This is a genomic window from Desulfuromusa ferrireducens (assembly GCF_055389805.1).
This window is the reverse complement of sequence record NZ_AP042415.1, coordinates 3107323-3132257: the sequence shown is the minus strand read 5'-3', so window position 1 is coordinate 3132257 and position 24935 is coordinate 3107323. Positions and strand designations below refer to the sequence as shown.

Sequence of the window (24935 nt, the reverse complement as noted above, 5' to 3'; positions counted from 1 at the left end):
CTGGAAGTGGCGATATTCAAGACATGTTCGATCAGGGGTACTTCAGGACCCATAATTCAATATGGAGCAACTTCCAGAACACATTCCCGTGGTCGACAAAATTTGACGTTGAACCACTCTCGTTCAACGTCCGATAAGTCGACACTGCCCGGACTCAGCCGGTCAAAACTTACAAGTTTTGAGACTGGCAAATGTCTATTGGCCTTGTGGCGATTCACTCGGCATGACCTGCGTAACTGTTGCGGGGGGACAAGCAATGAAATTGCAATAGGGAACGCTAATGATATAATGCAGGCATAGGTAGTAACGGTTTCATTATTAAAAACAGGGGGGGCGGGTGGGTTTATGCTGCTATGTGTTGAGTACCTGAATGGCAATCATGGTTTTGTGACTGGGCCAATGTTGACATCCTTGATCGAAACCAGATTGATTACGAAATTCATGCGGTCTGATGGTTGGATTGATATTGATTTGCCGCAAGTTCGCAAGGCTGACATACCAATAAATCATAAGGACCCGGAGAGAAGATCGTACCTAAGTGCAGACCCCTACAGCCTTGTTGATTCAGATTCACTCTTTTAGCAAACATCGAGTAGCCCAATGCGGCTCTTTGACCTGATTCGAAGCCGCCATTCCGCTATGTAGATCAGAGCGACAGCTATCTTAAAAACTTACTACTTTCTGACTAACGGTCATAGGATTGCAGGAAAAGACCCCCGCCGAATCTGGGAGCCTTGAATAAATGATTCAAAAATAGAAATTTACTAGAAAGACAAAACACTGTGATCTTGGCAGTTCCGTCGCGCTATCTCCTTCTTCTGAGCGTTCGTCAAGGCACATTGGATCATCCCTTGTGGCAGCCTTACATCTTTGTAGCGGAACCGGCAGGTCGAACAGATAACTTTACGCATACAGCCCTCCTTCTCAAGTTTTTTAACAGCGCCAAGTCAATTGTAAACAGTGTTTGATAGATAGCAAGCTTTCAGCTATTATTTGCTTATGTTTTCATTTCTCCTTCTCTGAATAATACGGCGCTCGTGGCATGAACCTTATTGTTTTTGGTGTAGGTTTAGGACATTGAAGCCTATTTGGGCGCAAATTATTAGCAATGAAATCACTCAAGTCTCAATTGCCAGCCAGCAATAACCGTGTTTATTTTGGTCGATTTGCTTTGGGTGATGAGAGGATCGATTCAACCAAATACCCTTTCCCATGAAGCGACCATCTCACAAGTTTTGAGACCCGCCGCAGCCTAGATTTACTAATTGATCTGGGAGGGGTGTAATAGTCGCCAGATAGCTGTATAATGTAGGTGTAGGATGTTTTAGATTCGCTAACCCCAGCAAGGAGGTTTGCCTATCGAAACTACGCCCGATCCAATGATGAGTACTACACAGCAACCGGCGACCATTGAGCGCCGGAAGAGCCCGTGACCAGGGAAACTCGCAGAATAGTTAGAAGGCCCGCGCGGCAAGTGGCGGGCCTTTCACTTTAGGCTTTGTCAAAATTTAGACGTTTTGGAACAGGAAACCCGCCGGAAATTCTCCGACGGCTTTTTTAAATGTAACCTGATTAAATACGCAAAACGCCCACGACTACCTCATCGTGGGCGTTTCTTTAAATAGGGTACATATCGAACATTACTGGAAGTGGCGATTTCCAGTAATGTTCGATTTACGCAAGTTTCAGACCCATAATTAGATATGAAGTAACTTCCGAGACGCTTGCCCCAGGTTGACGCTTTCGCGCTGAAGTAACTCCTGCGCGATGTTCCACAGGTCGACACTTTCAATAATCCGGGGGGAGCCTGTCTGTCAAAACTTACTACTTTTCAGAATGATCTAGAATGTGCGGATTATTGTACTAAAAAGTTAAATCCTAACTTTTGAAATGCAAATGGCCACCCCGCGCTTAAGCTGGGTGGCCATAAAAAATTGTGGTTTAAATAGCGTGATTATCATGGAATTTTGACGATTGCTCTGCCTCTGTTTTTTCCTTCCAAGATAAGGCCAATACGCTCTTCGAGCGCTTCCAGAGAGGGTAATTCGGTAGTGATCTTTTCAAGACGGTCAAGCTTCCAATCAGAGGCGATCTTGTTCCAGACCTTCATGCGCATATCGACCGGGCAGTTCACTGAGTCGATGCCAAATAGAGTGATACCATTTATGATGAAAGGGAAGATCGAGGAGTGAAGTTCGGCCGCCCCGACATTGCCGCAGCAGGTGACTGACCCACCGTACTGGGTTGTTTTGATCGCCGTTGAGAGGATGTTGCCGGCAACTGTATCTATGGCCCCGGCCCAGCGTGGTTTCAGTAGTGGCCGACCACTCTGATCATCAGCGTCTTCAATACTGATCACTTCTTTGGCCCCGAGTTCAAGAAGATACTCCGCTTCATCGACAATGCCGTTTACCGCAACCACGTCGTAACCACTTTTCACCAGGATTGATAAGGCGATACTGCCCACACCACCTGTGGCCCCGGTCACAAGGACAGGCCCTTTGTCCGGAGTTACTCCACTGTTGATCAATTTGAAACATGACAGGGCTGCGGTAAAACCTGCGGTACCATAGACCATGCTCTCGCGTAAAGTTAGGTTCTCCGGTAGTTTGACGACCCAGTTCGCAGGAACCCGGACATACTCGGCATAGCCCCCGGAGGTGTTCATGCCCAAATCATAACCGGTAACCAGGACCTGCTCTCCCACCCTAAATTCAGGGCTTTTGCTTTCCGCCACCACACCAGCGGCATCAATTCCTGGTGTATGTGGATATTTCCGAGTAACACCCTTATTCCCTGATGCCGAGAGTGCGTCTTTATAGTTCAGAGATGAATATTGAGTGTTGATCAGCACATCTCCGTCCGGCAAATCATCAATCTGTCTTTGTTTGATCTCGCGAGTGAACTGTTTTTTCGCTATTTCGGTTACGACCATGGCCTTGAAACTGATATTTTCCATGCCATTCTCCTTAAATTGACGCGAGGTTTGACCTGTTGTCATTGACCCGACAAGACGTTTAAACTTTAACATAAACCGGATTACCGAATCGACCCTGGCTACTCGAACACTTTAAACTTTGTCAAATTTCCTGATCTATAAAACAACGCAGAGCAACTTATGAGACGCTTAGCTCCGGCCAGTACTTTCAGGCTGAAATCACCCTCGCTCTATGTCCAATAAGTCGACACTTGCAGAAATTAAAACATTGCGAACCAACAAACTAAACAGCCCAACCATTTCTGGCGGGCAGTTTAATTTGTTGTTGGGGGACTTTAGCAATTTGCCTGTGTCTGCTTGACGACGATCGGCAGATTGCGTTGCTAACAATTATTGATACGCGCCAGACGAATAATGAAGTTCGTAGCTGTGGCTGTAGATTTCCAAAATATTACCGAACGGGTCTTCCATATAGATCATGCGATACGGCTTTTCTCCCGGGTAGTAGTAACGCGGTGCTTTCATACGACGTTTACCACCTGCTGCAACGATCTTTTCGGCCAATTCCTCAACGTTGGGATCTTGTACCGAAAAATGGAATACGCCTGTTTTCCAGTATTCGAAGTTATTCTCAGGGTTAACCTGGTTTTTGAATTCAAACAGCTCGACACCAATGCGGTCACCTGTTGACAGATGGGCGATGCGAAAGCGTTCCCAGCCGGGACCAAAGACATCGGTACACATTTCACCGATCGCACTCTCGTCTTCAACAACATTGGTTGGTTCCATAATCAGGTACCAACCAAGAACCTCGGTATAAAATTTTACTGCCGCCTCTAGGTCAGGGACTGAAATGCCAATGTGAGAAAAGGTGCGTGGATATGGATTAGTCATACTCAACTCCTTGTTTAAGTGTTTATGTTGGAGTCATTATAAATAAACTTCTTGAAAATTAAAAATTATCAAATATTATCTATATGATAACTAATAGTTATGGATGGAGTTTCAGATGATTAACCAACAATGGCTACACACTTTCCTTATTTTGGTCGAGGTTGGCCACTTCACCCAGACGGCTGAAAAGCTCTATATGACTCAGCCAGGGGTCAGCCAGCAGATCAAAAAGCTGGAGGCGCAGGTTGGTGTTGCTTTGTTAAATCGGGTCGGTAAGCGGTTTGAATTGACCCGGGAGGGGGAAACGCTCTACCGCTTCGGTTGTCAGAGAAAGCAAGAGGAAGAGCAACTGTTCGGTGAATTACAATTTGATGACGAACACAAAGGGGAATGCCGGATTGCCTGTTCGGGGGCGATGGCAACCTTTCTCTATCCACATCTATTGAACCGGCAGAAAGACCACTCCGGACTCGCGGTCTCTATTGAAGCGGCCCCTAACTACCGGATTGTGGAAGGGTTGCTGGGAAATACCATTGATCTAGGACTCGTCACTCAACCAGCTCCATCGACTGATCTGACGTACGAGGCGCTCGGCTTTGAGTCTCTATGTTTGGTACTGCCAAGCACCTATGCTGCCCAGACCCCCAGTTTTGAAGACCTAAACGCACTTGGTTTTATCGATCATCCCGATGGTGCACACTATGCTGACCGCCTGTTGAGCGCCAACTTCAAGGGGGCTTACCAAGGTTTAAGAAAGATAAAAAAAACCGGTTATATCAATCAACTCAGTCAGATTTTAATCCCTGTCTCTGAAGGGTTGGGCTTTACCGTCCTGCCGCAGACGGCGATCTGGCAATTCGAATGTCAATCATTGCTTTATGTGCCTAACCTAAATGATCCTATTCGTGACGAATTGTTTTTGGCCAGGAAAAGATATCGTACATTGCCCAAGCGGTATGATTGGTTCATCAAGAAGATAACGGAGCTAATCAGCGTGAAACTATCGGATAATACCGCCTTATAGCAGAACGTTTTATGTGTTTTTCAGACCCCTTTAAGCACGCGAAAACCGCATGATTACCAGATCATGCGGTTTTTTTGGTTTGCGGCATTAATCAGACAGTCTTTATGGGAAGTAGCGATTTGTAAGACATTCTCGACCCAGCCACCCCTCCCCTCCAGACCCATAATTAGATATGGAGAAACTTCCGAGACGCTTGACTGTGACCAGGTTGGCATTTTCGAGCTCAAGTAGCCCCTGCTAAATGTTCTACAAATCGACACTTGCAGGAATTGGACATTCCAAACTTACTACTTTTGCGAATTGAATTCGGCTGAGAGCTTTTTTCTTTAATTTGAAACCGGGACGGGAAATCGTGGTTTTTCAAAATGCCTGGACTTTTGGCAGAAACTTTCCGCTTTGCTAAGCAACCGGAAACTGGCTAGTCAGCAACAATCCAACCTTATGACATGACATTTGCGAAACTCCAGGCCAAGACGACTCTGATTTCAGGTGGTTAGCCGGATCGGCAGCCTGGTTCTGGCCGTTCCAAATGTCCTGTCGCTACCTTCTGCCCTAAAATCTGCCTAAATTCCCCTGCCTGAATGGCTAAGTTTTGCAAATTGCAATGAATCAGCCGAGTGTGCGGTAAATCAGGGATCGTAAAATGAATAGTACCCTCTCTCTAGACGATCTAAACTGGATGGGGCACCTTTCCCGAATTCTAGAATTTATGGTTGGATAATTGATCTGCCATTCCACACATATTGAATTCCTTACTATCTAAGATATGATTTCAATAGTTTTATGCTACTGCGTTTTCTGCCTTTTGCGGGGAAAGCTGAAAATCTGTGATGTTTACGCACAGCTTGTTTTCAAGGGGGCATTTAATGAACAAATTCCTGATTTAATTATGTTGGGAATTATTGTGAGGGTCGTGATGTCTACAATAACTCAATGTGCTTCACTTCGAACCCGGCTTTTCTTATTGATTGTCGTCCTGATGTTTGCCAGCAGTTCTGTGGTATTGGCAGCACCGTTGAAAAAGTCTGGTGAGGTTCAAATCGGCCTGCTGTTTGATATCGATAATGAAACCAGAGAACGATTTGTGACCCAGCTCCGCCAGGAAGTCAGTAGCTTGCTTGGCAATCAATATACGATCAGCCTCCCGGAAGAAAAGCGCCGGACCTCGGGCTGGTCACACGATAGTGTGGTAGAGAATTATCGGGCACTACTGGCCGATCCTCAAATTGATATCATTGTTGCGGTTGGCGCGCTGAACTCAGCGGTACTTGCTCAACACCCCAGCTATCCCAAGCCTCTTATCTTGTTGGGAATCCTCGATTATTTTCTGCAGCAGATCCCGTTGACCACAGATAAAAAATCGGGCGTTCACAATCTGACCTACATTCTGGAATCGCGTGAATTTGGCGCTGATCTGGACTCTTTTTACGGAATTTTCCCTTATCAAAACCTGACCGTTGTTACGGATAAAAAACTAACGGCATTGTTGCCGAATCTCGATAAGTTACTGACTGCCTTCATCGCGCAAAAAGGCAGTCAAACAAAAATCATCACCTATGATGGTGATATCGATTTATTGCTCAACCAGTTTCCAGCTGATGCGGACGCGGTCTTTTTCGGTGGCCTTTATGCGCTGAGCGATGCCGAAAAGCAGAAGCTGATCGATCATGTCAAACAACTGAAACTTCCCAGCTATGCCTTTCAAGGGGTGATTGATGTCAAACGTGGTGTTTTGTCCGGGTCTGCCCCGGAAACCGACCTGCAGAAACTCAGTCGCCGAATCGCCTTAAATATCGAACAGATTCTCGCCGGTATTGATCCGGCAGCTATGCCGACCCTGCTGAGCTTCGAGCGACGCCTGACCCTGAATATGCAGACCGCCAAACAGATCGACTTTTCCCCCACCTGGGAAACTCTGGCCAGTGCTGACCTGATTGACCAAGATCAAAGCCATAGCGACCATGACCTTGATTTTAAGACGGTGGTTGCGCAAGCGCTGCAGGCCAACCTTACCCTGGACATCGAGCAACTCGCGGTAACCTCGGCGGTGGAGAATGTTGCCCAAGCCCGGGCGGTTTTACTCCCCTCACTTAACGCAGCAGTTTCTGCAACCCGGGTCGACGAAAACAGCGCCGCGGCATTCCAGGCGGAAGAGACTTTCGGCGGGTCGTTAACGCTCGACCAACTGCTTTACTCAGAGGGAGCACAGGCCAATCTGGCCGCGCAGAAACATCTGCTGAAGTCATCTCAGGAAAAGTACCGGGAAGTGCTTTACGATACGATACTCACCGCCGGGCTGAATTATTTGAATATCCTGCAGGCGCGGTCTGTCGAACGGACCAATCGTAACAATTTGGAACTAGTGAAGAAAAACTACCAGGTGGCAGAGTATCGCCAGCGGGTCGGCTACGCGGGAGCGGCGGACGTCTTCCGTCTGAAGAGTGAAATGGCGACAGCCACCAGCAATCGGCTTGCGGCACAAAGCACTCTGAGCCAGGCCAAGATCGGGCTGAATGAATTTTTGCGTCGCCCCCTCAACCAGGAGTTCAGTCTGCAGGACGTTGATCTTGCAGGGGACATGCTGAAACGCTATGGCGGTGACGAGATTCGTGCGGCGGTCAACACCTCGAAGGCCCTGGAAAAATTAACCCAATTTCTAGCTTTGGAGGCAATGGCCAACATGCCGGAGTTGCAGCAGATCAGGTCGAATCTGGCTGCTCAGGAACGGTTTCTCCTTAGCAACCAGCGACAGCGCTGGCTGCCGATCCTTAGTTTGCGGGGGAATGTCGATGAGGTGCTGGCTCGGGACGGGGTCGGTTCTAACCTGTTGCCTGATAACGAGACCAGTTGGAATCTTAACCTGAATGCCAGTTGGGAGTTGTACGCTGGCGGCGCGATCAACTCTGAAGTCCGGCAGGCAAGAGCCGAGCGGAATATATTGCGGCAACAGCTTCTCAATGCAGGACGTTCAGTGGAATTGGCTCTGCGTTATGCCCTTCTCGACTTGCGGGTTAAATCGGCAAACTTGAAGCTGACCAAGTCGGCGGCTGAGGCGGCACAAGAAAACTATCGACTGGTCCAGGATGCCTATGCGCAGGGAACCGCAACCATTACAGCCTTGCTCGATGCCCAGAATTCGGCCTTGGCCGCGGAACAGTCGGCAGCAAATTCTGTCTATGATTACTATGCCAGCCTGCTTCAGGTCGAACGGGCGATGGGAAGCTTTTCGATCACCAGTTCACTTGAAGATCAACAGGCCTTTTTACTCCGTTTCCAGAAATTTATGGACTCACGCTAAGTCTTAGCAGAGTCATGGGATGCTGATGAAAAAAATGCGCACATTTATCGGGTTGTTTCTGCTTTTGTCGCTCAATCTTCTGGTCGCCTGCAGTAAGGAGGAGCCAACGGCTCAAGAAATCCTCCGGCCGGTTCGTTATCAGCTGGTTGCAAAAGGCAGCGATCAGAAGATCCGTTCCTTCTCGGGGGTTTCTGTTGCTGCGACGGAAACCAAGCTCAGTTTCCGGGTCAGTGGTTCTCTGCAGACGCTTCAGGTCAAGGCGGGGCAGATGGTGCAACGGGGCGATCTGATCGCTGCGCTGGATGATCGTGATCTGCAGCTGAAATATGAAGAGACCAAGGCGGCAGTGCTCAATTCTCAGGTGCAGGAGAATAACGCCCAGGCAAACTTGGCGCGCATCCGGGAACTGTACGAAAACAATAATGTTGCGCTGAGTGAATATGAACAGGCGAAAAACAATTATGCCTCGGCCAAGGCCGACTACGCCGCGCGGCTCAAACAGCTCGATCTGGCGAAAAGCCAGCAGCAGTACAGTCAGCTATTCTCACCGATGACCGGTGTCGTGACTGAGGTCCCGGTGGCAAAAAATGAAAACATCAACACCGGGGAAGTGATCGCGGTTATCTCTTCGAGCAAGGATATTGAAATCCGGGTTGGAGTGCCGGAGGCCTATATCTCGGATATCCAGTCCGGCGTTGCAGTCAGCGTGCAGTTCTCTTCCCTGACGGAGCAAAAATATCCCGGCGTGGTGACCGAAGTCTCTTATGTCGCCGCTGATTATTCCACCTTTCCGGTGACGATCCGCTTGGATCATCCGGATGCCAGACTGCGTCCGGGGATGGCCGCCGAGGTCAACTTCACTTTTGCCGGAGGTGCCAGTGACACCCTGAAGGTTTCCAGCAGCGCTGTTGCTGAAGATCAGGCCGGCAACTACGTTTACCTGCTAGGGACAACGGATCAGGAAAATGTTGCAATTATTGAACGCCGGACGGTAGTGGTTGGCGAATTGACCCAGCAGGGATTCGTGATACGAAACGGCCTGCAGGAAGGTGACGCGGTTGTGATTTCGGGGGTCAGCAAAATCAGTGCAGGCATGAAGGTGCGGTTTGACAAAGCCTCTCCCGCCAAGTGAAGCGAAAGAGATTATGAATCTGACGGAACTGGCCATTAAGAATAAAAGTCTGTTTTTCTCCCTGCTGGCGGTGGTGCTGTTACTTGGTGTGACGACCTTTAACGATATGCCGCGCAATGATATGCCGCCCTTTATGATTCGGGCAGTCAGTATCGTGACCAGTTTTCCCGGGGCCTCACCCGAACGGGTGGAACTGCTGGTCAGTGACGCCATCGAAAAGGTGGTGCAGGAGGTCCCTGAGGTCGATTTTATAACCAGTGAATCGCGAACCGGTCTCTCTATTGTCACCGTCAGTATCAAAGAAGAAGAATTCAATCTGCAACCGATATTCGATCGGATCCGTCGCAAAGTCGAAGGCTTGGAGAGTTCCCTGCCAAGCGGGGTCAGACCGGAAATCAATGATGAACTAGGTGATGTCTTCGGCATCCTGATCGGTTTGACTGCGGACGGCTATTCCTATGCCGAGCTGAAAATAATCGCCGATGAGATCCGCGATGGTCTGATTAAAATCCCCGATGCCGCCAAGGTTGAAATTGTCGGCGATCAGCCGGAGCGGATCTACCTCGAATTTGACAATGCCCGGCTGGCAGAGCTGGGGCTATCGAAAACCGCGGTCGAAAAGTTGCTTGCCGGGACCAATATCCTTTTCTCCGGGGGGAATATCCGAATTGATGATGAGCGGATAATTCTCGAACCGAGCGGAAGTTTTGAGTCGGTTGCTGATCTGGAGCGGATGCTGCTTTCCAGCAGCAGCGATGATCTGGTCCGCTTGGGTGATATTGCGCAGGTCCGGCGCGGCTATGTCGACCCACCCAAAAGTCAGGTGCGAGTGAACGGAGAGCGCGGTATCGTCATTGGTGTCAATCTGAAACAGGGGGGCAATATTGTCCAACTCGGCCATCTGGTTGATCGGCAGATCGATGACTATAAACAGGTCTACCCGATTGGGGTTGAATTCCGGCGCTCATTTTCCCAAGACCTGGTGGTGGATAAATCGGTCAGTGATTTCACCGCCAACCTTCTGCAGTCGGTGCTGGTCGTGCTGGGAACCATGCTGGTTTTTCTCGGCTTGCGAACCGGCCTGGTTGTCGCCAGCCTGATCCCTTCGACAATTGTCATGACCATCCTGCTGATGACCATCCTTAAGGTCGGCCTGAACCAGGTTTCGTTGGCGGCACTGATTATTGCCCTGGGGATGCTAGTCGATAATGCCATCGTCATGGCGGAATCGATGATGGTGAAAATGGAGGATGGTGAAACGGCGACAGCTTCGGCTATTGCCTCCTGCCGTGAACTCTCGGTCCCGTTGTTGGTTTCCTCCTTAACGACTGCAGCAGCTTTTCTGGCTTTTTTTCTGGCGGCGTCGACCATGGGAGAGATCATGGGGCAGATCTTTCTGGTGGTGACAAGTGCACTGCTCTGCTCCTGGGTCATGTCTCTGACGGTGATTCCACTCTTGGGGATTCTGTTCATTCGCGTCACACCGAAAGCGGAGCAACTCAAATCTAAAAAAGGGGCCTTCGAGCAGGCGCAGGATATTTATGAGAAGTTGATCCGCTGGTGCCTCAAGCGTCCGGCGGTTCTGCTGGTCAGTGTGGTGGTGCTGTTCATGATTTCACTCTGGGGCATGGGTTATCTCCCCTTCGTGTTTATGCCGGACAGCGACAAGACGGTTGTTTCGGCAAACCTTGAACTGCCGATCGGCACGGCAATCGAAAAAACCGATCAGGTCGTGCAACAGATTGAAGGTTTTATCCGAGATGAACTGACGACCTCCCCCGAGCGTTCGGAAGGGGTGGTCAGTTGGTCCGCTTATGTGGGCGAGGGGGCACCGAAATATGATCTTGGCTATTCGCCCCCGGAAGCGAACTCCTATTCGGCGCATATCCTGCTCAATACCACTTCGGATGCATTCAATCAGGTTGTCATCGAACGTCTGGACAGCTATTGCTTGAACAATTTTCCCGATTTGAAGGCGGTCGTCGATCGTCTCAAGACCGGCGGGGGTTCAGCTGATCCGGTCTCGATCCGATTGACCGGGAAAAATCCGGAAATTCTTGATCCGATCGTCACAGCTGTGAAAGAAAAGCTCCGCCAGTTGCCAGGCAGCAAAAATGTCGCGGACAACTGGGGAATGCGGGTCAAAAAAATCGTCGTCAGAATCGATCCGCTCAAGGCACAGCTGGCGGGTATCACCAACCAGGACGTCGCCCTGTCTTTGCAGACCATTCTGACGGGAGCGGATGTCGGTGATTATCGGGAAGGTGATCAGGTGATTCCTATCATCATGATCAACAGTGAGCGCAAGGACCTGAGCATCGAACAGCTCGAAAGCCTGCCGATTAACAGCCAGGGAGGAGTGGCAAATGTCCCCTTGAAGCAAGTTGCCGATATCGACCTGGTCTGGCAACCGGCTAAGATTCTGCGCCGTGATCTTTACCGGACCGTCACGGTGACATCTGGCTTAAAAACTGGTTACACCGCCAAGGATATTACCGAGCAGTTGATACCCTGGTTGGCAGAGCAGCAGCAGAATTGGCCGCCCGGTTACAGCTTTAAGCTGGGTGGGGAGGCGGAGGACAGTGGCAAGGCGATGAGCGCCGTGGTCGACAAGTTGCCCTTGTCCTTCTTCATCATCGTCCTGTTGTTGATCGGCCAGTTCAATTCGGTGAGAAAAGCAGGAATTGTCCTGCTGACCATCCCTCTTGGCCTGATCGGCGTGGTTGGTGGATTATTACTTGCCCAATCCTACTTTGGTTTTATGGCTTTCCTGGGGATCATCTCGCTGGCGGGGATCGTTATTAATAATGCCATCGTTTTACTCGACCGGATTAAGATTGAAATAGACGAATACCACCGGGAACCGGGAGAAGCAATAATCGCGGCGGGCCTGCAGCGGTTCCGGCCGATTATTCTGACCACTGCTACCACCTCACTCGGCCTGATCCCGCTTTGGTACGGTGGAGGGCTGATGTGGGAACCGATGGCGATCAGTATCATCTTTGGACTACTGTTCGCTACCGTGTTGACTCTGTTGTTCGTGCCGACCCTCTACAAAATTTTTTATCGGGTGAAGGTGTAAGAAATCTTGTAAATTTCCTTTTTAAATACGCAAAAAACCACGATTACCTGATCGTGGTTTTTTCTTGGAATAGGCGATTTACAGTAATGCCCGATCTAACCACCCCTTCAGACCCATAATTAGATATGGAGCAACTTCCGAGACGCTTTTCTCCGGCCAGCACTTTCAGACTGAAGTCACCTTCGCTCTATGTCCAATAAGTCGACATTTGTTGGACTCGGCCGGTCAATACTTACACCCTTTTGGACCAATGGGTCATTTATTCAATCTACCTGACAGGGCCACTTGAATTTCGGCTTTTCGGTCCGAGAGCAACTCCAATATATTTCTCTGCAGGGCTTGATTTATGACCACAACGGTGATATTTATAAATCATAAGTTTCGACATCGAAACATTTTGGAGGTCCGATGAAATACAAACAACTCCCAGCGACTCAGCGCCACGCTCTTAATGTCTATGTCAAACTGATGCGTGCCACAAACCGTGCATCGAGCGATATTCACCGCCACCTGAAGCAAGACAATCTCACCCACAGTCAGTTCGCAGTGTTAGAAGCCCTGTTCCATCTCGGCTCCCTTTCCCAAGGGGAATTAGGCCAGAAGATCCTCAAAAGCAATGCCAACCTCACGACCGTCGTCGACAGCCTAGAAAAGAAGCAGTTGGTCATACGGGATCGTTCAGCGAGTGATCGCCGAGTGGTTACAGTGACCTTGACTGCCGAGGGGAAGGAATTAATTGCTAGGGTTTTCCCCAGACACGCTGGAATTGTCACCCAGAAATTTGCAGTGCTGTCTGATGAAGAGCAAGTTCAGCTCGGAGCCTTGCTGAAGAAGCTTGGACTGGGTGGATAATTTCCCCCACTTGTATGATGTCGATTTTTTAAACAACTCGACAGACGGATCATCGAAAGGACAAAGAGATGAATCACATTCTACATAAGGTCGACTCACGCGGCTTGGCCGATCACGGCTGGCTGGTCAGCAGACATACTTTCAGTTTCGCCAACTATCACAATTCCGAGCGGATGAACTTCGGTCTGTTGCGAGTCATCAACGATGACATCGTCAAGCCGGAGATGGGCTTTGGCACTCATCCTCACGAAAACATGGAGATTGTTTCCATCCCGTTTGCTGGTTCCTTGTGGCATCAGGACAGTATGGGGAACAAACATATTATCACCGCCGGTGAAGTTCAGGTCATGTCGGCAGGCTCTGGCCTGACTCACTCAGAATTCAACAACTCGGAGCAGGATGATGTCAATTTCCTACAGATCTGGGTTTTTCCCAAAGAGAAGAACATCATCCCGCGTTACGGCCAGCAACTGTTCGCAAAAAAAGACCGCCAGAACCGCTTTCAGATCCTGGTTTCACCGGATAAAGATTCCGGCGCGGTCTGGATCAATCAGGATGCCTGGTTTTCAATGGCTGATTTCGATTCTGGAACATCTCTCAGCTATCAAAAACACCGGGCGGAAACGGGCCTCTACTTTTTCGTCATCAGTGGACAGGCGGAGATCGACGGCCATGCTCTTGAGCAGCGTGATGGTCTCGGCCTGACGGGCGGAAACGACGTACAAATCAGCGCACAGAGCCAGGCAGAACTGCTGTGCATTGAAGTTCCAATGACATAACTAGGAGGAAGAGATGGATACATTGAAGGTGTTCGGCATTTGCGGCAGCCTACGTAACCAATCGACCAATCGGGGTCTGCTGCGCTACGCTCAAGAACATATCCCTGCGGGGATGGAAATAAACATTGCCGATCTTTCCGAGGTGCCCTTTTATAACGCCGACCTCATAAAAAGGCCAACTGCCGTGCAGACGCTATTGACCGAAATTGACCAAGCCGACGCCCTGCTGCTGGCCTGCCCGGAATACAACTACTCTCTCGCCCCAGCACTGAAAAATGCTTTGGATTGGGCCTCGCGGGAACCTGACAATCTGATGTTGAGTGGGAAGCCGGCAGCGATTATGGGGTCCGGCGGCGGTATGGGGACTTCGCGTGCGCAGTATCACCTGCGTCAGGTGTGTGTTTTTCTCAATCTACACCTGTTGAACAAACCAGAGGTTTTCTGCAATGCCTTCACTGGCAGCTTTGACGCAGAAGGTAACCTGGTCGATGAAAAAATCCAGGAATTGATCATTGAGCAGCTTGAAACATTACAGAAGTGGGCGCAGCGATTGCGTGCTTGAAGTGAGCAATGCTTCGAAAGAAAAGGAGCAGATTTATAGCAAATATTCTTGCACAGTCACTCCTGAAAACACGCGAATCGTCCACGGATACCAGATCGTGGGCGATTCTTGCTTGGGTGCATAAATCTGACAGTTTTTACTGCAATGCGCGACATACAGTAATGCCCGATTTGGCTGGCTTTCAGACCCATAATACAATGTGAAGCAACTTCCGAGACGTTTCTGGCAATCTGACGATTCGAGCTGAAACCACCCATGCTCATTGTCCAATAAATCGACACTTGTCAGACTTGGCCGGTCAAAATACATTTTGAAAAATTGATTAGATCGTCTATGAAGTCATTTCTCAAAACTGTCCATTGCTTGTGGGGAGATTCACTACAAGCAACCTAGTTTTCAAGTGAATCTCGTTTTTGGCTAACATGACTATTCTTTATATTCAAGAATATCTCCCGGTTGGCATTGCAGGTGCTTACATATCTCCTCCAATGTTGATATGCGAACAGCTTTAGCTTTTCCTGTCTTTAGTATTGATAAGTTTTGTTCAGTAATTCCGATCAACTTTGCAAGCTCAATAGACTTCATTTTGCGCATTGCTAGAACAACATCAAGGTTAATAATTATTGGCATGAGAACTCCGGCTAGACGGTTAGATGTTGTTCTTCGGTAATAATACGTCCCTCATCCATGACCCATGCAATAACAATTACAATACCTGCGACCAGAAGATTTGTGAATTCTGAGGAGCCAAAGCTCACACTAACAACTCCTTGTCCTGGAGGGTTTCCGATTGAAAACAAGATGCTTTTGGCGGATTCATAAAGCATTGACAATAAAACCCATGACAAGAGAGCTTTAGACGTTTTTTTAAAAACACTGACATGTTCAAAGGAAAAGAACACACCCTCCATATAGAGGGAAAATAGACGACTAATGTTCATTAGCCCATATATCAAAGCAGAAAGAGGAAGTAAGCTAATAGCGAACCCGATTAGCTGTAATTTTATCGGCAAATGATTAGGGACTAATGTCGTGGAGTCAACATTTACGGTGACTAGCGTTTTGGGTAGAATGTTTATAAACACCCAATAACCAACGTAATATACAGGGCTTGCAGCAAGCATCAAAGAAATTAACAGATGAAATTTTTTACTGAATTTTTTAATTTTTGACAAATTGTCCATGGCGGTTCCTCCTGAATGATTGATTAAGATGAACATAGCAGGAGATTAGCCGTCTTTCAGTAATTAATTATCGCAAAACGATAATTAATTACTGAAAGAGACCCATGGCCTGCTAAAAAACAATGGTCGTGTTAGCGGAGAGGAAGCGCTTTTCAAGGGGCAGTTGTGAGTTATTGTCCCTAGATGAAGCTAGACTCCACTCCGGAACAAAATACAAAACGGCCCAACCATTTAGAATAAGGTTGGGCCGTTACTATCTTGCGGATGGTGCTTAACGTGCCTATTGATCAGAAATCGACAACCTCACCGCTAAAGCAGCACTGGAAGATTCTCTTCATCTCTTCTTGAGACGGCTGTCGAGGGTTGGTGCCGGTACAAGGGTCATCCAGGGCATTTTGCACCATGCTATCAAGCTTTACCTCCCAGATATTGGCATCGAGACCGTAAGCTTGAAAGCTTTCTTCAATACCCACACGTTGCCTGAGACGATCAAGCTCTTGCGCAAAATCCTCAGCACTCTCCTTGCCGAGAGCTTGAGCTAACAAGCGGTACTTGTCAGTATTGCGGCTATTGAAGCGGACAACATTCGGCATCAAAATAGCGTTGGCGCGGCCGTGAGGAATATTGAACATGCCACCAAGCTGATGGGCGATTGAGTGAACAATGCCGAGAATCGCGTTAGAGAATGCCATTCCAGCCAGGCAGGAGGCATCATGCATCGCTTGCCGCACTTCCAGGTTCTGACCATCTTCATAGGCGCGTGGAAGATTGGTGAATATCGAGCGAACCGAATCGATGGCCAGCGCATCGGTATATGGACTTGCCAATGCAGCAACAAAGGCTTCGACATCGTGGGACAGCGCATCCATACCAGTATCGGCAGTGACGTTTGCAGGCATGCTGACGGCCAACTCGCCATCGACGATGGCAATGTCTGGGCAAAGTTCATAAGAGACCAAAGGATATTTGATCCCTTTTGTCGTATCGGTAATAACAGCAACGCAGGTCGCCTCGGTACCCGTTCCACTGGTGGAGGGGATCGCGACAAAGCGTGCCTTGTTGCGTAGAGGCTTAATGGTAAAAGGCTTGGTGATTTCCTCGAATGTCGCTTCGGGATATTCATAAAAGACCCACATCGCCTTGGCCGCATCGATTGCAGAGCAGCCTCCCAGACCGATGATCAGATCCGGTTTTTCGCGGTTTAGAATTTCAACACCACGCATGACGGTTTCGACAGAGGGATCAGCTTCAACCCCTTCGAAAACAACTGAAGCGATCCCTGCTTCCTGTAAAAGTGTAATGGTCTTTTCAAGAAAACCGAAGCGTTTCATAGAGCCACCGCCGGTGACGATAACGGCCTTCTGACCGCTAAGCTCCTTCAGGTTATCCAGAGAACCCGCTCCGTGAAATGTTTGCCTTGGTACAGTGAATGATGCCATGAAAATTTCTCCCTTTTTGTGCAACACAGATATCTGCTAGTTGCGTGTTTACTGTTTTTGTGATGGACGGATTCTATCCATTTCTGACAAAATGATAATCAGGCTTTTTTGTAAAATATTATTACCGAGGAGTAACAATGGCTAAGTGGGCAGGAATAGAAGAGTTCGTTGCCGTCGCAGAAACTCAGAGCTTTACTGCTGCCGCCAAACGGCTTTCAGTCTCGACTGCTCATGTCAGTCGGCAGGTCACTACTCTTGAAGAACGACTGGGAGCCAAGCTGTTTTATCGCACCACCCGCAAGGTGACAGCGACGGAAGTGGGTTCGACCTATTATCAGCACTGCCGACAACTTCTCGATAGTCTGGAAGAGGCCGAGCAAGCGGTGACCTCCCTCCAATCCACTCCACGCGGTAAACTGCGATTGACCTGTTCCGTTGCCTACGGTGATCGATTTATCGCTCCGCTGGTCAATAAATTCGCCAGTGAGTATCCTGACTTAAGCGTGGAGATGGTCTTTACCAATCAAATAGTGGATTTGGTGGAGGAAGGAATAGATTTGGCGATCCGCTTCGGGCAACTGAGAGATTCTTCGTTGATTGCCAGAAAACTGGCACCACGGGCTCTCTATGCCTGCGGCTCACCGCAATACTTCACTCGTCATAGTCCGCCACAGACCTTGAAGGATCTAGCCAAGCAAAATTGCCTGCTCGGGACACTCGACTATTGGAGCTTTTCGGAGAATGGCAAAAGCCACACCCTCAAGGTCGGTGGCAAATGGAGTTGCAACAGTGGTCCGGCGTTACTCGATGCGGCACTACGCGGAATTGGCCTGGTTCAGCTCCCCGATTACTATGTTGCTGAACACCTGCAAAGCGGGGCCTTGATCTCGGTTTTGGATAATTATAGAGAGCCTGAGTCGGCAGTTTGGGCCGTCTATCCGCCCAATCGACATTTATCCCCCAAGGTCAGGCTGCTGGTCGACTTCCTACACCAACGAATCAGCAGCGATCCGATCTATCAGTACCAGAGCCCCCAGCCGATCCCTTAAGTTAAATAACCAAGAACAGATTTTACATAAGGACCTTAGCGAGAAAGGACAGATTCATGCCTTCTGCCAACCTGGATCACCTTGTCATAGCAGCGGCCTCTCTGGAGCAGGGAACCGAGTACCTTCGAGAAACACTTGGCGTGGAGATGCAGATAGGAGGGCAGCACACCAGTCAAGGAACCCACAACATGTTGCTAAAGCTGGATCTAGATCGTTATCTAGAGGTGATCGCCATAGATCCTGCGGGGAGCAAACCTAGCCAGCCCAGATGGTTCGAATTAGATTCTCCAGAAATGCAGGCAAAACTTCGTGAGCGGCCCAGGCTGATTACCTGGGTGGCAAGAACTGATGATATCCACGCAGCAGTTAAAAGAAGTAATATCGATATCGGGCAGGTTCGACCAATGAGTCGTGGACAATTGAACTGGCAGATAACTATTCCCCAGGATGGTGCGTTGACTTTCGCAGGACTGGTTCCACCAATCATCGAATGGGAATTCGACCAGTCTCCCGCGAACAGACTACAAGAATCGGGATGTCGCTTAGTCGCGTTTGAAGGCTACCACCACAATCCAAGCTTATTGAAAGGCGTCATAACGTCCCTAGGTCTTGGACATGAGATAGACATCAAAGAGGCCAGTACTGAAGCAGAGGAAGGGCTGAAAGCACAGGTAGCTACGCCCAATGGACTAGTCGTGTTTGATTGAACATGTTGTCATTCCTCCAAGGGAATCATGACAAGTTGGGGGGGCGGCGTCCCATAAGTCACCCCTTTAAACACGCGAAAACCGCACGGATACCAGATCGTGCGGTTTTCTTGATTTTCGGCATTAATCAGACACTTTTTACTGGATCCCGCGATATTCAATGAATGGCCGACCTGGCCAGTTCTCCTGGATTGGGTCTTTTGTTGTTTAGTGGTCGATAGGCTTTCCACCGTATAATGATTCTCTGACATTGACTGGTTGTGGTGGGAGGGATGTAGCTTTTTTGTGCTGTAGGGGGACATTTCCTGATGACAATATATCTGCCATCAAAGTGATCTGTAGTCTCTTTTCTACAGCGTTATCTCTTATTATTTTTGACCACAAATTCATACATGTAACATCTTGAGAGGGACTTCTAAGTCTACTCAAGATCCTCAAGATGACCATGGTTTCCAATATTAAATAACACAGAACATAAAAAAGCTCAGAACAGCGAAGAGGGGGGCTCGGTTTGCAGTATTTAGCGGTCATCTTTTACTGGAAGTGGCGATATTCAGACCATGTTCGAACCGACTGACATTCTGACCGCCAAAACAATACTGAACAACTTCCAGGACCGTTTCATCTAGTCGGTACTACCGAGTTGAAATCGCACCCGATCAGTGTCCGGAAATACGACACCTGTTGGAATCAGGGCCTTGGGATTTTTTCCCGAGCCCCTCACTACAACTGCCGGCACTTACTTCGCCCCTAAAATAAGTTTCAACTCCTTGCCAAACTGGCAAACAGATCAACTTCATCGTGCCGACCAAGCGTCTGCAGTACCTCTAAGGCTTCTGGTTTTAAGGAAAAGATAGATATGGCATCCTACGGTATACTTATCGAGCAATTTTTTGTGGAAGATTAGGTGGGCACGGTTGGGAACCACCTCTACAAGAGGGTAATTAATGAAACTTAGCCGTAAAATATATTTATATTTCGGAAGCTATATTTTTCTGGTCCTGCTGATGTTCATGGCGGTGAATTATTTCGTCATCGAGAGGACGTTGCATAGGAATGCCCGAAAAGAACTTCGCGAGGTAGCTGAGTCGGTAAACACTGCTGCCGAGACGATGCTAGATGCGGTGATTCGGAATTATTTACGCGGCATCGTCGAGCAGGACTTTGTCGTGCTTGAGCGGCTCTATCAGCAGCAGCTAGCGGGAACGTTGACCGAGCAGCGGGCGAAAGATGCATATCAGGACTATGCTTTGAGTCGAACCATTGGAGACAGTGGTTACATTGTTGCCTTGCGGCCCGAGGAGTCGCGCATCATGATCGATATTCACCCCTTTTCTCGCGGAACCGATTGTGCGTTTAATCAAGGTTGCCAGGATTGGGTTGCCCAGAAAAATGGTTACAACGAATATCACTGGCAAAATCCAGAAGATGAAACGGCCCGTGATAAGGTCGGTTATTTCCGCTACTTTGAGTCTTGGAACTGGGTGGTGGGGGCGACCTCCTATCGGGATGAATTTACCCAACTGGTCAATATTGAGGATTTGAGACCACTGATTGAGTCTTTCAAGGTTCTAGAGCGGGGCTATTTTTTTGTGCTGGATGAACAGCTGAAAGCGCTGATCCACCCAGAGATTGAAGGGGCGGAGGGTTCTGGGGTACAGAATGAAAAAGGCATCTATATCGCTCAGGAGATGATTAAACACCTGGATGATTTTTATTACTACGATTGGAAAAACCCTTCTGACCAGAAGGCAGAGAAGAAATTTGTCTATGTAAAGAAGCTAAAAAACTTCGACTGGTATGTTGCATCCTCCGGCTATGTTGATGATATTACCGCCCCGATCAGCCAGTTGATGTTGGTCAGTTATGTGCTGATGTGTTTTGTCGCTGGAATGCTGGTGCTGTTGACGGTTCAGTTCAGTCGCAGTTTGACGCGCCCCCTGAACGCGCTGATCGGCGGATTGGATGCGTTTTATCGTGAGCAGAAGGTTTTCGAGATGCCGTTCCGGGCTGTGACTGAAGTCGAATCGGTCGGGCGTGCGATTGAATCTTTGACCCAAAATTTGGTGAGCGCAGAGGAGGAAAAACTGGATCTGCTGACACAACTGGACAGTGTTATCAATTCGATGCCTTCGATGCTGGTCGGCGTGGATGATCAGGAAAAGGTCATTCTCTGGAATGAAAAAGCCGTCGAGTATACCGGTCTGTCCCGGAAGGCTGCGTTGCAGCAGCCGCTGGAATTGGTGTTGGGCGACTGCGCTGAAATTCTAAATAAAATTAAGCAGGCACTTAAGTTAAGTCAACATTTCAATGGTTCCTGTCGGGTGGTCTCGGAAAATCAGGCCGTCAAATTCTTTGATGTGACCCTTTATCCGCTGCCGGCAGGTTTGCAGGCGGCCGTGATCCGTATCGATGATATTACCGAGCGGGTACAGATGGAAGAGTCCATGCTGCAGAGTCGGAAGATGGAGGCGATTGGCCAGCTTGCCGGTGGCGTTGCCCATGACTTCAATAATTTGCTGGCTGGAATCCAGAACTCGGCATATCTGTTGGAACGGAAGCTAGCTGGTCATGAAAAGGCGCAAGACTATCTTAAGATCATTAAAGACGCTTCGCAGCGGGCTGCGGACCTGACGCGGAAGCTGCTGACCTTTTCCCGGAAGAATGCAAAGGTTTCGACGCAGATTCATGTCCACAAGGCGCTTCATGAAACAGTCGAGATTCTCAGGCGGAGTGTGGATAAGTCGATCGAAATAAGGCTCGATCTTCAAGCCGAGAACGATGTGGTGGTCGGTGATTTGTCGCAACTGCAGAGCACCTTTTTGAATCTGGGGATTAATGCCTCCCACGCCATGCCCGACGGTGGAATGTTAAGGTTTGGTTCCTCGGAACGTCAGTTGCTATCTACTGAGTGTGACCAGCGGTCGTTGGCAATTTCTCCCGGGCGCTATCTGCAAATCGAAGTAGAAGATAACGGTGAAGGGATCCCGCAGGAGATTTTCGATAGGCTCTTTGAGCCATTTTTTACCACCAAAAAACAGGGCCAGGGAACTGGCCTCGGTTTGTGGTCCGCCTATGGTGCGGTCGAACAGCATGGCGGGGATATCCAGGTCGCCAGTGAGGAGGGTGAGGGAACAGTATTTACCCTTCTGCTGCCTTTGTCTGAACTCGCCTTGCCCCGCCCAGAGCATGGCCCGGGAGCTGTCATTTCCGGTTCTGGTACCATTTTGATGGTGGAAGATGAAGAGATCCTCCGCGTCTCAACCAAGGAGATGCTGGAAACGATGGGCTATAGGGTTCTACTCGCTGTGGATGGCCAAGAAGGTCTTGAATTGTACCGGCAGCACCAAGCTGAGATTGACCTTGTGCTGCTTGATATGATTATGCCTGGGATGGGCGGACGTGAATGCTATCAGGAATTGCGGAGACTCGACTCTGTGGTCCCTGTCGTCTTAGTTTCCGGGTTCGCCAAGGAAGGCGATTTACAACAGGGTCACGATGCAGGGGGGCGTTTTCTTGCCAAGCCCTATGATGCCGCAACGCTCAGCAGGACGGTTGCTGAAGCCCTCGGTTGAGAGCATGTCCATTTGAGGTTGCCAGCACATTCGTTCTGCTTTGTCTGCCTAATGGACTTTCTTTGAATAAGCCGGTGGGTATCTCCTTGGCAAGGTCTTAAGAGATGTCTTGAATCGAACACCTTGGGAAATTATAAAGCCTATTGCCTTACCATTTATAGAGCACTAGACCGCTGGTGACTCAATACACGGTTCCCAGAACTCACCCCTATAAACACGTGAACCGCCCACGATTACCAGATCATGGGCGGTTCTTGGAATAGGGTACCCTATCAGACATTGGTTTACTGGAAATGGCGAGATTCAAGACGGGCTCGATCTGGCCGACTCTCTGACCTGTAAATCAATGCGGAACAACTTCCGAGACAATTTCGGTTGGTCGATATTGTTGAGCTGAAATTCTTCGATCAGAGTCCGATAAATCGACACTTGCAGGATTCAGGGCTGGTGGTTGTCGGTCAAAACTTACAATTTTTGCGAAAGGAGCCCGCTCGCTCCGAAACTCGTTCCCAAAAGTGAAATTCTGATTTTTTGTGAGCCGAATCTGTGCAATTTATCCTTAGATCCAGCAGGATCACATTATGAAATAATTTGCAGGAAAGCCTCCGCCCGCATGAACAGGTTGAGGCTTAATTTGTTCTGGAATGGGTCAGCTGTAAGGCACATTCAGCAAGAGTAAGTATCCCCCAGCAAAGCCGGGGCTTTAATTGTGAACCGCTCAAATCGGTTGGTTCAAACCATGGGCAGCCTGAAGGCTTTTTCCTTACCCATCCCCCAGGCAGGACCTAGCCCGGAAACTCGGCAAATCAGCCCACGTCCGTTGGGAGTGTCAGCTCTTTCACCACGGCCCGATCCCGCCCAAGATGCTTTGCCTGATAGAGAGCTTCGTCAGCTGCCTTGATCAACTTGCAGATGCCGGAAACATGCTGAGGATAGGTTGCAATGGCAATCGCACCGACACTGACCGTGACAACTTCAGCAATGTCCGACTGGGCATGTTCCTGTCGTAGGTCACGAATGCCCGAGCAGATATTATCAGCAATATGCTGCACCCCTTCCAAATCCGTCTCTGGAAGCAGAAGCAGGAACTCTTCGCCACCGTAACGGACAACCAGGTCACCGGGACGATGAGCTAGAGCCACCAGCGCATCAGCAACTCGTACCAGACATTCATCCCCCTGCGGATGACCATACTGATCATTATATTTTTTAAAATAGTCGATATCAACCATCACCACCGACAAGGGCCTGCCGGTGCGACTGGCGCGCAAAAGTTCTTCCTCGGATTTTTCGTCAAAAACCCTGCGATTGAAGAGGTTGGTCAAGGCATCGTGAGCAGAGAGCTCCTCTAGTCTCTGATTCGTTGCCTCCAGGTCACTTTTTACCTGTTCTAGTTCCAGTACTTTTCTGTCCAGGATGTTGGTTTTTTCTATCAATTCAAGCTTCTGAAAATACATGTCGACAAAAATCCGGATCTTGCCGAGCAGAATTTCCGGTTTGAGTGGCTTAAACAGATAATCCACGGCGCCACTTTCATAACCCTGAAACTGGTAATGATCCTCTTTGCTGATGGCAGTGACAAAGATAATCGGAATGTCCCTGGTGCGTCTATTGCCACGCATCAACTCGGCGGTCTCAAAGCCATCCATGCCGGGCATCTGCACGTCAAGAATGACCAGGGTAATCTCGTGCGAAAGCAGCATTTCCAGAGCCATTTCTCCCGAACTTGCCTTAACCAGGGCTGTTTCCGGCAAATCGATAATGGCTTCCAGAGCGAGCAGGTTCTCCTCAAGGTCGTCAACGATCAGAATCTTTGCCTTTCTATTCATGATCTTTTCCTGTCGCAGCGATGAGCGAGTTCAGCTTTCCGGCAATTTTAGCAAGTGGCAGAATGGTGTCGACCTCGACGGCGTCCAGCGCCGCCTGGGGCATCTCGGGATACGCCGCATCGCCCGGATCCTGGACAATCGCCAAGCCACCGTACTGCTTGATAATTTTCAGCCCCGCACTCCCGTCAGCGTTGGCCCCGGTCAAAACTACTCCGATCAGCCTAGCCCGATAAATCTCCGCAGCCGATTCAAACAGGACATCGATTGATGGTCGCGAATAGTTCACCTTCGGGTCCGCAGACAGCGCAAAACTCCTGTCGGCCTCAATCAATAAATGATAATCGGGCGGACAGAGGTAGACGATTCCCGGCCTGATCGACTCTTTTTCTTCCGCTTCCTTGACCGACAGCTGCGAGACTTCATTTAACAGACTGATCATGCTGTCGTTAGCTTGTTTCGGCAGGTGCTGCACAATGATAACCGCAGCGTTTAAATCGGCAGCCAAGCCACTAAGAAGTGTCTGACTGGCGTTAAAACCTCCTGCCGAGGTGCCGACAACAATCGCCCGATAACTGCTATGCATGTCTCGAA

Annotated in this window: 18 protein-coding genes; 11 read left to right on the top strand and 7 right to left on the bottom strand. The window is 49.1% G+C overall.

Annotated elements, in window-relative coordinates; genetic code table 11:
- Window positions 1-345: 345 nt before the first annotated feature.
- Window positions 346-582 (top strand): GSU3473 family protein, encoded by a 237-nt coding sequence (locus ACZ5PT_RS14030; RefSeq protein WP_464263656.1) that lies wholly within the window; start codon window positions 346-348, stop codon window positions 580-582.
- Window positions 583-1957: 1375 nt separating this feature from the next.
- Here the strand turns inward: ACZ5PT_RS14030 and ACZ5PT_RS14025 are convergent.
- Together ACZ5PT_RS14025 and ACZ5PT_RS14020 are read right to left on the bottom strand one after the other, a co-directional pair.
- Window positions 1958-2959, bottom strand: a complete 1002-nt coding sequence (locus ACZ5PT_RS14025; RefSeq protein WP_464263655.1) for a YhdH/YhfP family quinone oxidoreductase — start codon at window positions 2957-2959, stop codon at window positions 1958-1960.
- A 369-nt stretch (window positions 2960-3328) separates the two neighbouring features.
- Complete coding sequence (locus ACZ5PT_RS14020) at window positions 3329-3832, bottom strand: lactoylglutathione lyase family protein (RefSeq protein WP_464263654.1); 504 nt, start codon at window positions 3830-3832, stop codon at window positions 3329-3331.
- A 115-nt stretch (window positions 3833-3947) separates the two neighbouring features.
- On the opposite strand from ACZ5PT_RS14020, the gene ACZ5PT_RS14015 reads away from it, so the two are divergent.
- From ACZ5PT_RS14015 to ACZ5PT_RS13985, 7 genes are all read left to right on the top strand, one after another.
- Window positions 3948-4856 (top strand): LysR family transcriptional regulator, encoded by a 909-nt coding sequence (locus ACZ5PT_RS14015; protein ID WP_464263653.1) that lies wholly within the window; start codon window positions 3948-3950, stop codon window positions 4854-4856.
- Window positions 4857-5772: 916 nt separating this feature from the next.
- Window positions 5773-8154, top strand: coding sequence for a TolC family protein (locus ACZ5PT_RS14010; RefSeq protein WP_464263652.1), 2382 nt, complete (start codon window positions 5773-5775; stop codon window positions 8152-8154).
- Between the two features lie 25 nt (window positions 8155-8179).
- Window positions 8180-9286, top strand: a complete 1107-nt coding sequence (locus ACZ5PT_RS14005) for an efflux RND transporter periplasmic adaptor subunit (protein WP_464263651.1) — start codon at window positions 8180-8182, stop codon at window positions 9284-9286.
- Window positions 9261-12368: an efflux RND transporter permease subunit gene (locus ACZ5PT_RS14000; RefSeq protein ID WP_464263650.1), complete on the top strand. Its 3108-nt coding sequence runs from the start codon at window positions 9261-9263 to the stop codon at window positions 12366-12368. Before ACZ5PT_RS14005 ends, ACZ5PT_RS14000 begins: the two co-directional genes overlap by 26 nt.
- Window positions 12369-12776: 408 nt before the next feature.
- A complete protein-coding gene (locus tag ACZ5PT_RS13995; protein WP_464263649.1) occupies window positions 12777-13220 on the top strand; it encodes a MarR family winged helix-turn-helix transcriptional regulator in 444 nt (147 codons plus the stop codon).
- A gap of 68 nt (window positions 13221-13288) precedes the next feature.
- The gene (locus ACZ5PT_RS13990) at window positions 13289-13999 is read left to right on the top strand and encodes a pirin family protein (protein WP_464263648.1); all 711 of its coding nucleotides are present in this window, start codon (window positions 13289-13291) and stop codon (window positions 13997-13999) included.
- Window positions 14000-14012: 13 nt separating this feature from the next.
- Entirely contained in the window at window positions 14013-14561 is a 549-nt protein-coding gene (locus tag ACZ5PT_RS13985; protein ID WP_464263647.1) for an NADPH-dependent FMN reductase, read from the top strand.
- Between the two features lie 426 nt (window positions 14562-14987).
- Here the strand turns inward: ACZ5PT_RS13985 and ACZ5PT_RS13980 are convergent, their stop codons facing one another.
- The 3 genes from ACZ5PT_RS13980 to ACZ5PT_RS13970 all read right to left on the bottom strand — a co-directional run bounded on the left by ACZ5PT_RS13980 (window position 14988) and on the right by ACZ5PT_RS13970 (window position 17184).
- Window positions 14988-15191: a helix-turn-helix domain-containing protein gene (locus ACZ5PT_RS13980; RefSeq protein ID WP_464263646.1), complete on the bottom strand. Its 204-nt coding sequence runs from the start codon at window positions 15189-15191 to the stop codon at window positions 14988-14990.
- Window positions 15192-15202: 11 nt separating this feature from the next.
- Window positions 15203-15745, bottom strand: a complete 543-nt coding sequence (locus ACZ5PT_RS13975; RefSeq protein WP_464263645.1) for a DUF2975 domain-containing protein — start codon at window positions 15743-15745, stop codon at window positions 15203-15205.
- A gap of 287 nt (window positions 15746-16032) precedes the next feature.
- Window positions 16033-17184: an iron-containing alcohol dehydrogenase gene (locus ACZ5PT_RS13970; protein ID WP_464263644.1), complete on the bottom strand. Its 1152-nt coding sequence runs from the start codon at window positions 17182-17184 to the stop codon at window positions 16033-16035.
- 137 nt (window positions 17185-17321) lie between these two features.
- Here ACZ5PT_RS13970 and ACZ5PT_RS13965 point away from each other — a divergent pair, with 137 nt between their 5' ends.
- The 3 genes from ACZ5PT_RS13965 to ACZ5PT_RS13955 all read left to right on the top strand — a co-directional run bounded on the left by ACZ5PT_RS13965 (window position 17322) and on the right by ACZ5PT_RS13955 (window position 22515).
- Window positions 17322-18233, top strand: a complete 912-nt coding sequence (locus ACZ5PT_RS13965) for a LysR family transcriptional regulator (RefSeq protein ID WP_464263643.1) — start codon at window positions 17322-17324, stop codon at window positions 18231-18233.
- Between the two features lie 56 nt (window positions 18234-18289).
- Window positions 18290-18940 (top strand): VOC family protein, encoded by a 651-nt coding sequence (locus tag ACZ5PT_RS13960; protein WP_464263642.1) that lies wholly within the window; start codon window positions 18290-18292, stop codon window positions 18938-18940.
- Window positions 18941-19887: 947 nt separating this feature from the next.
- Entirely contained in the window at window positions 19888-22515 is a 2628-nt protein-coding gene (locus ACZ5PT_RS13955) for a cache domain-containing protein (RefSeq protein WP_464263641.1), read from the top strand.
- Between the two features lie 806 nt (window positions 22516-23321).
- On the opposite strand, the gene ACZ5PT_RS13950 is transcribed toward ACZ5PT_RS13955, so the two are convergent.
- Window positions 23322-24344 (bottom strand): GGDEF domain-containing response regulator, encoded by a 1023-nt coding sequence (locus ACZ5PT_RS13950; protein WP_464263640.1) that lies wholly within the window; start codon window positions 24342-24344, stop codon window positions 23322-23324.
- A complete protein-coding gene (locus tag ACZ5PT_RS13945; protein ID WP_464263639.1) occupies window positions 24337-24927 on the bottom strand; it encodes a chemotaxis protein CheB in 591 nt (196 codons plus the stop codon). The genes ACZ5PT_RS13950 and ACZ5PT_RS13945 overlap by 8 nt, the downstream gene beginning before the upstream one ends.
- Between the last annotated feature and the right edge of the window lie 8 nt (window positions 24928-24935).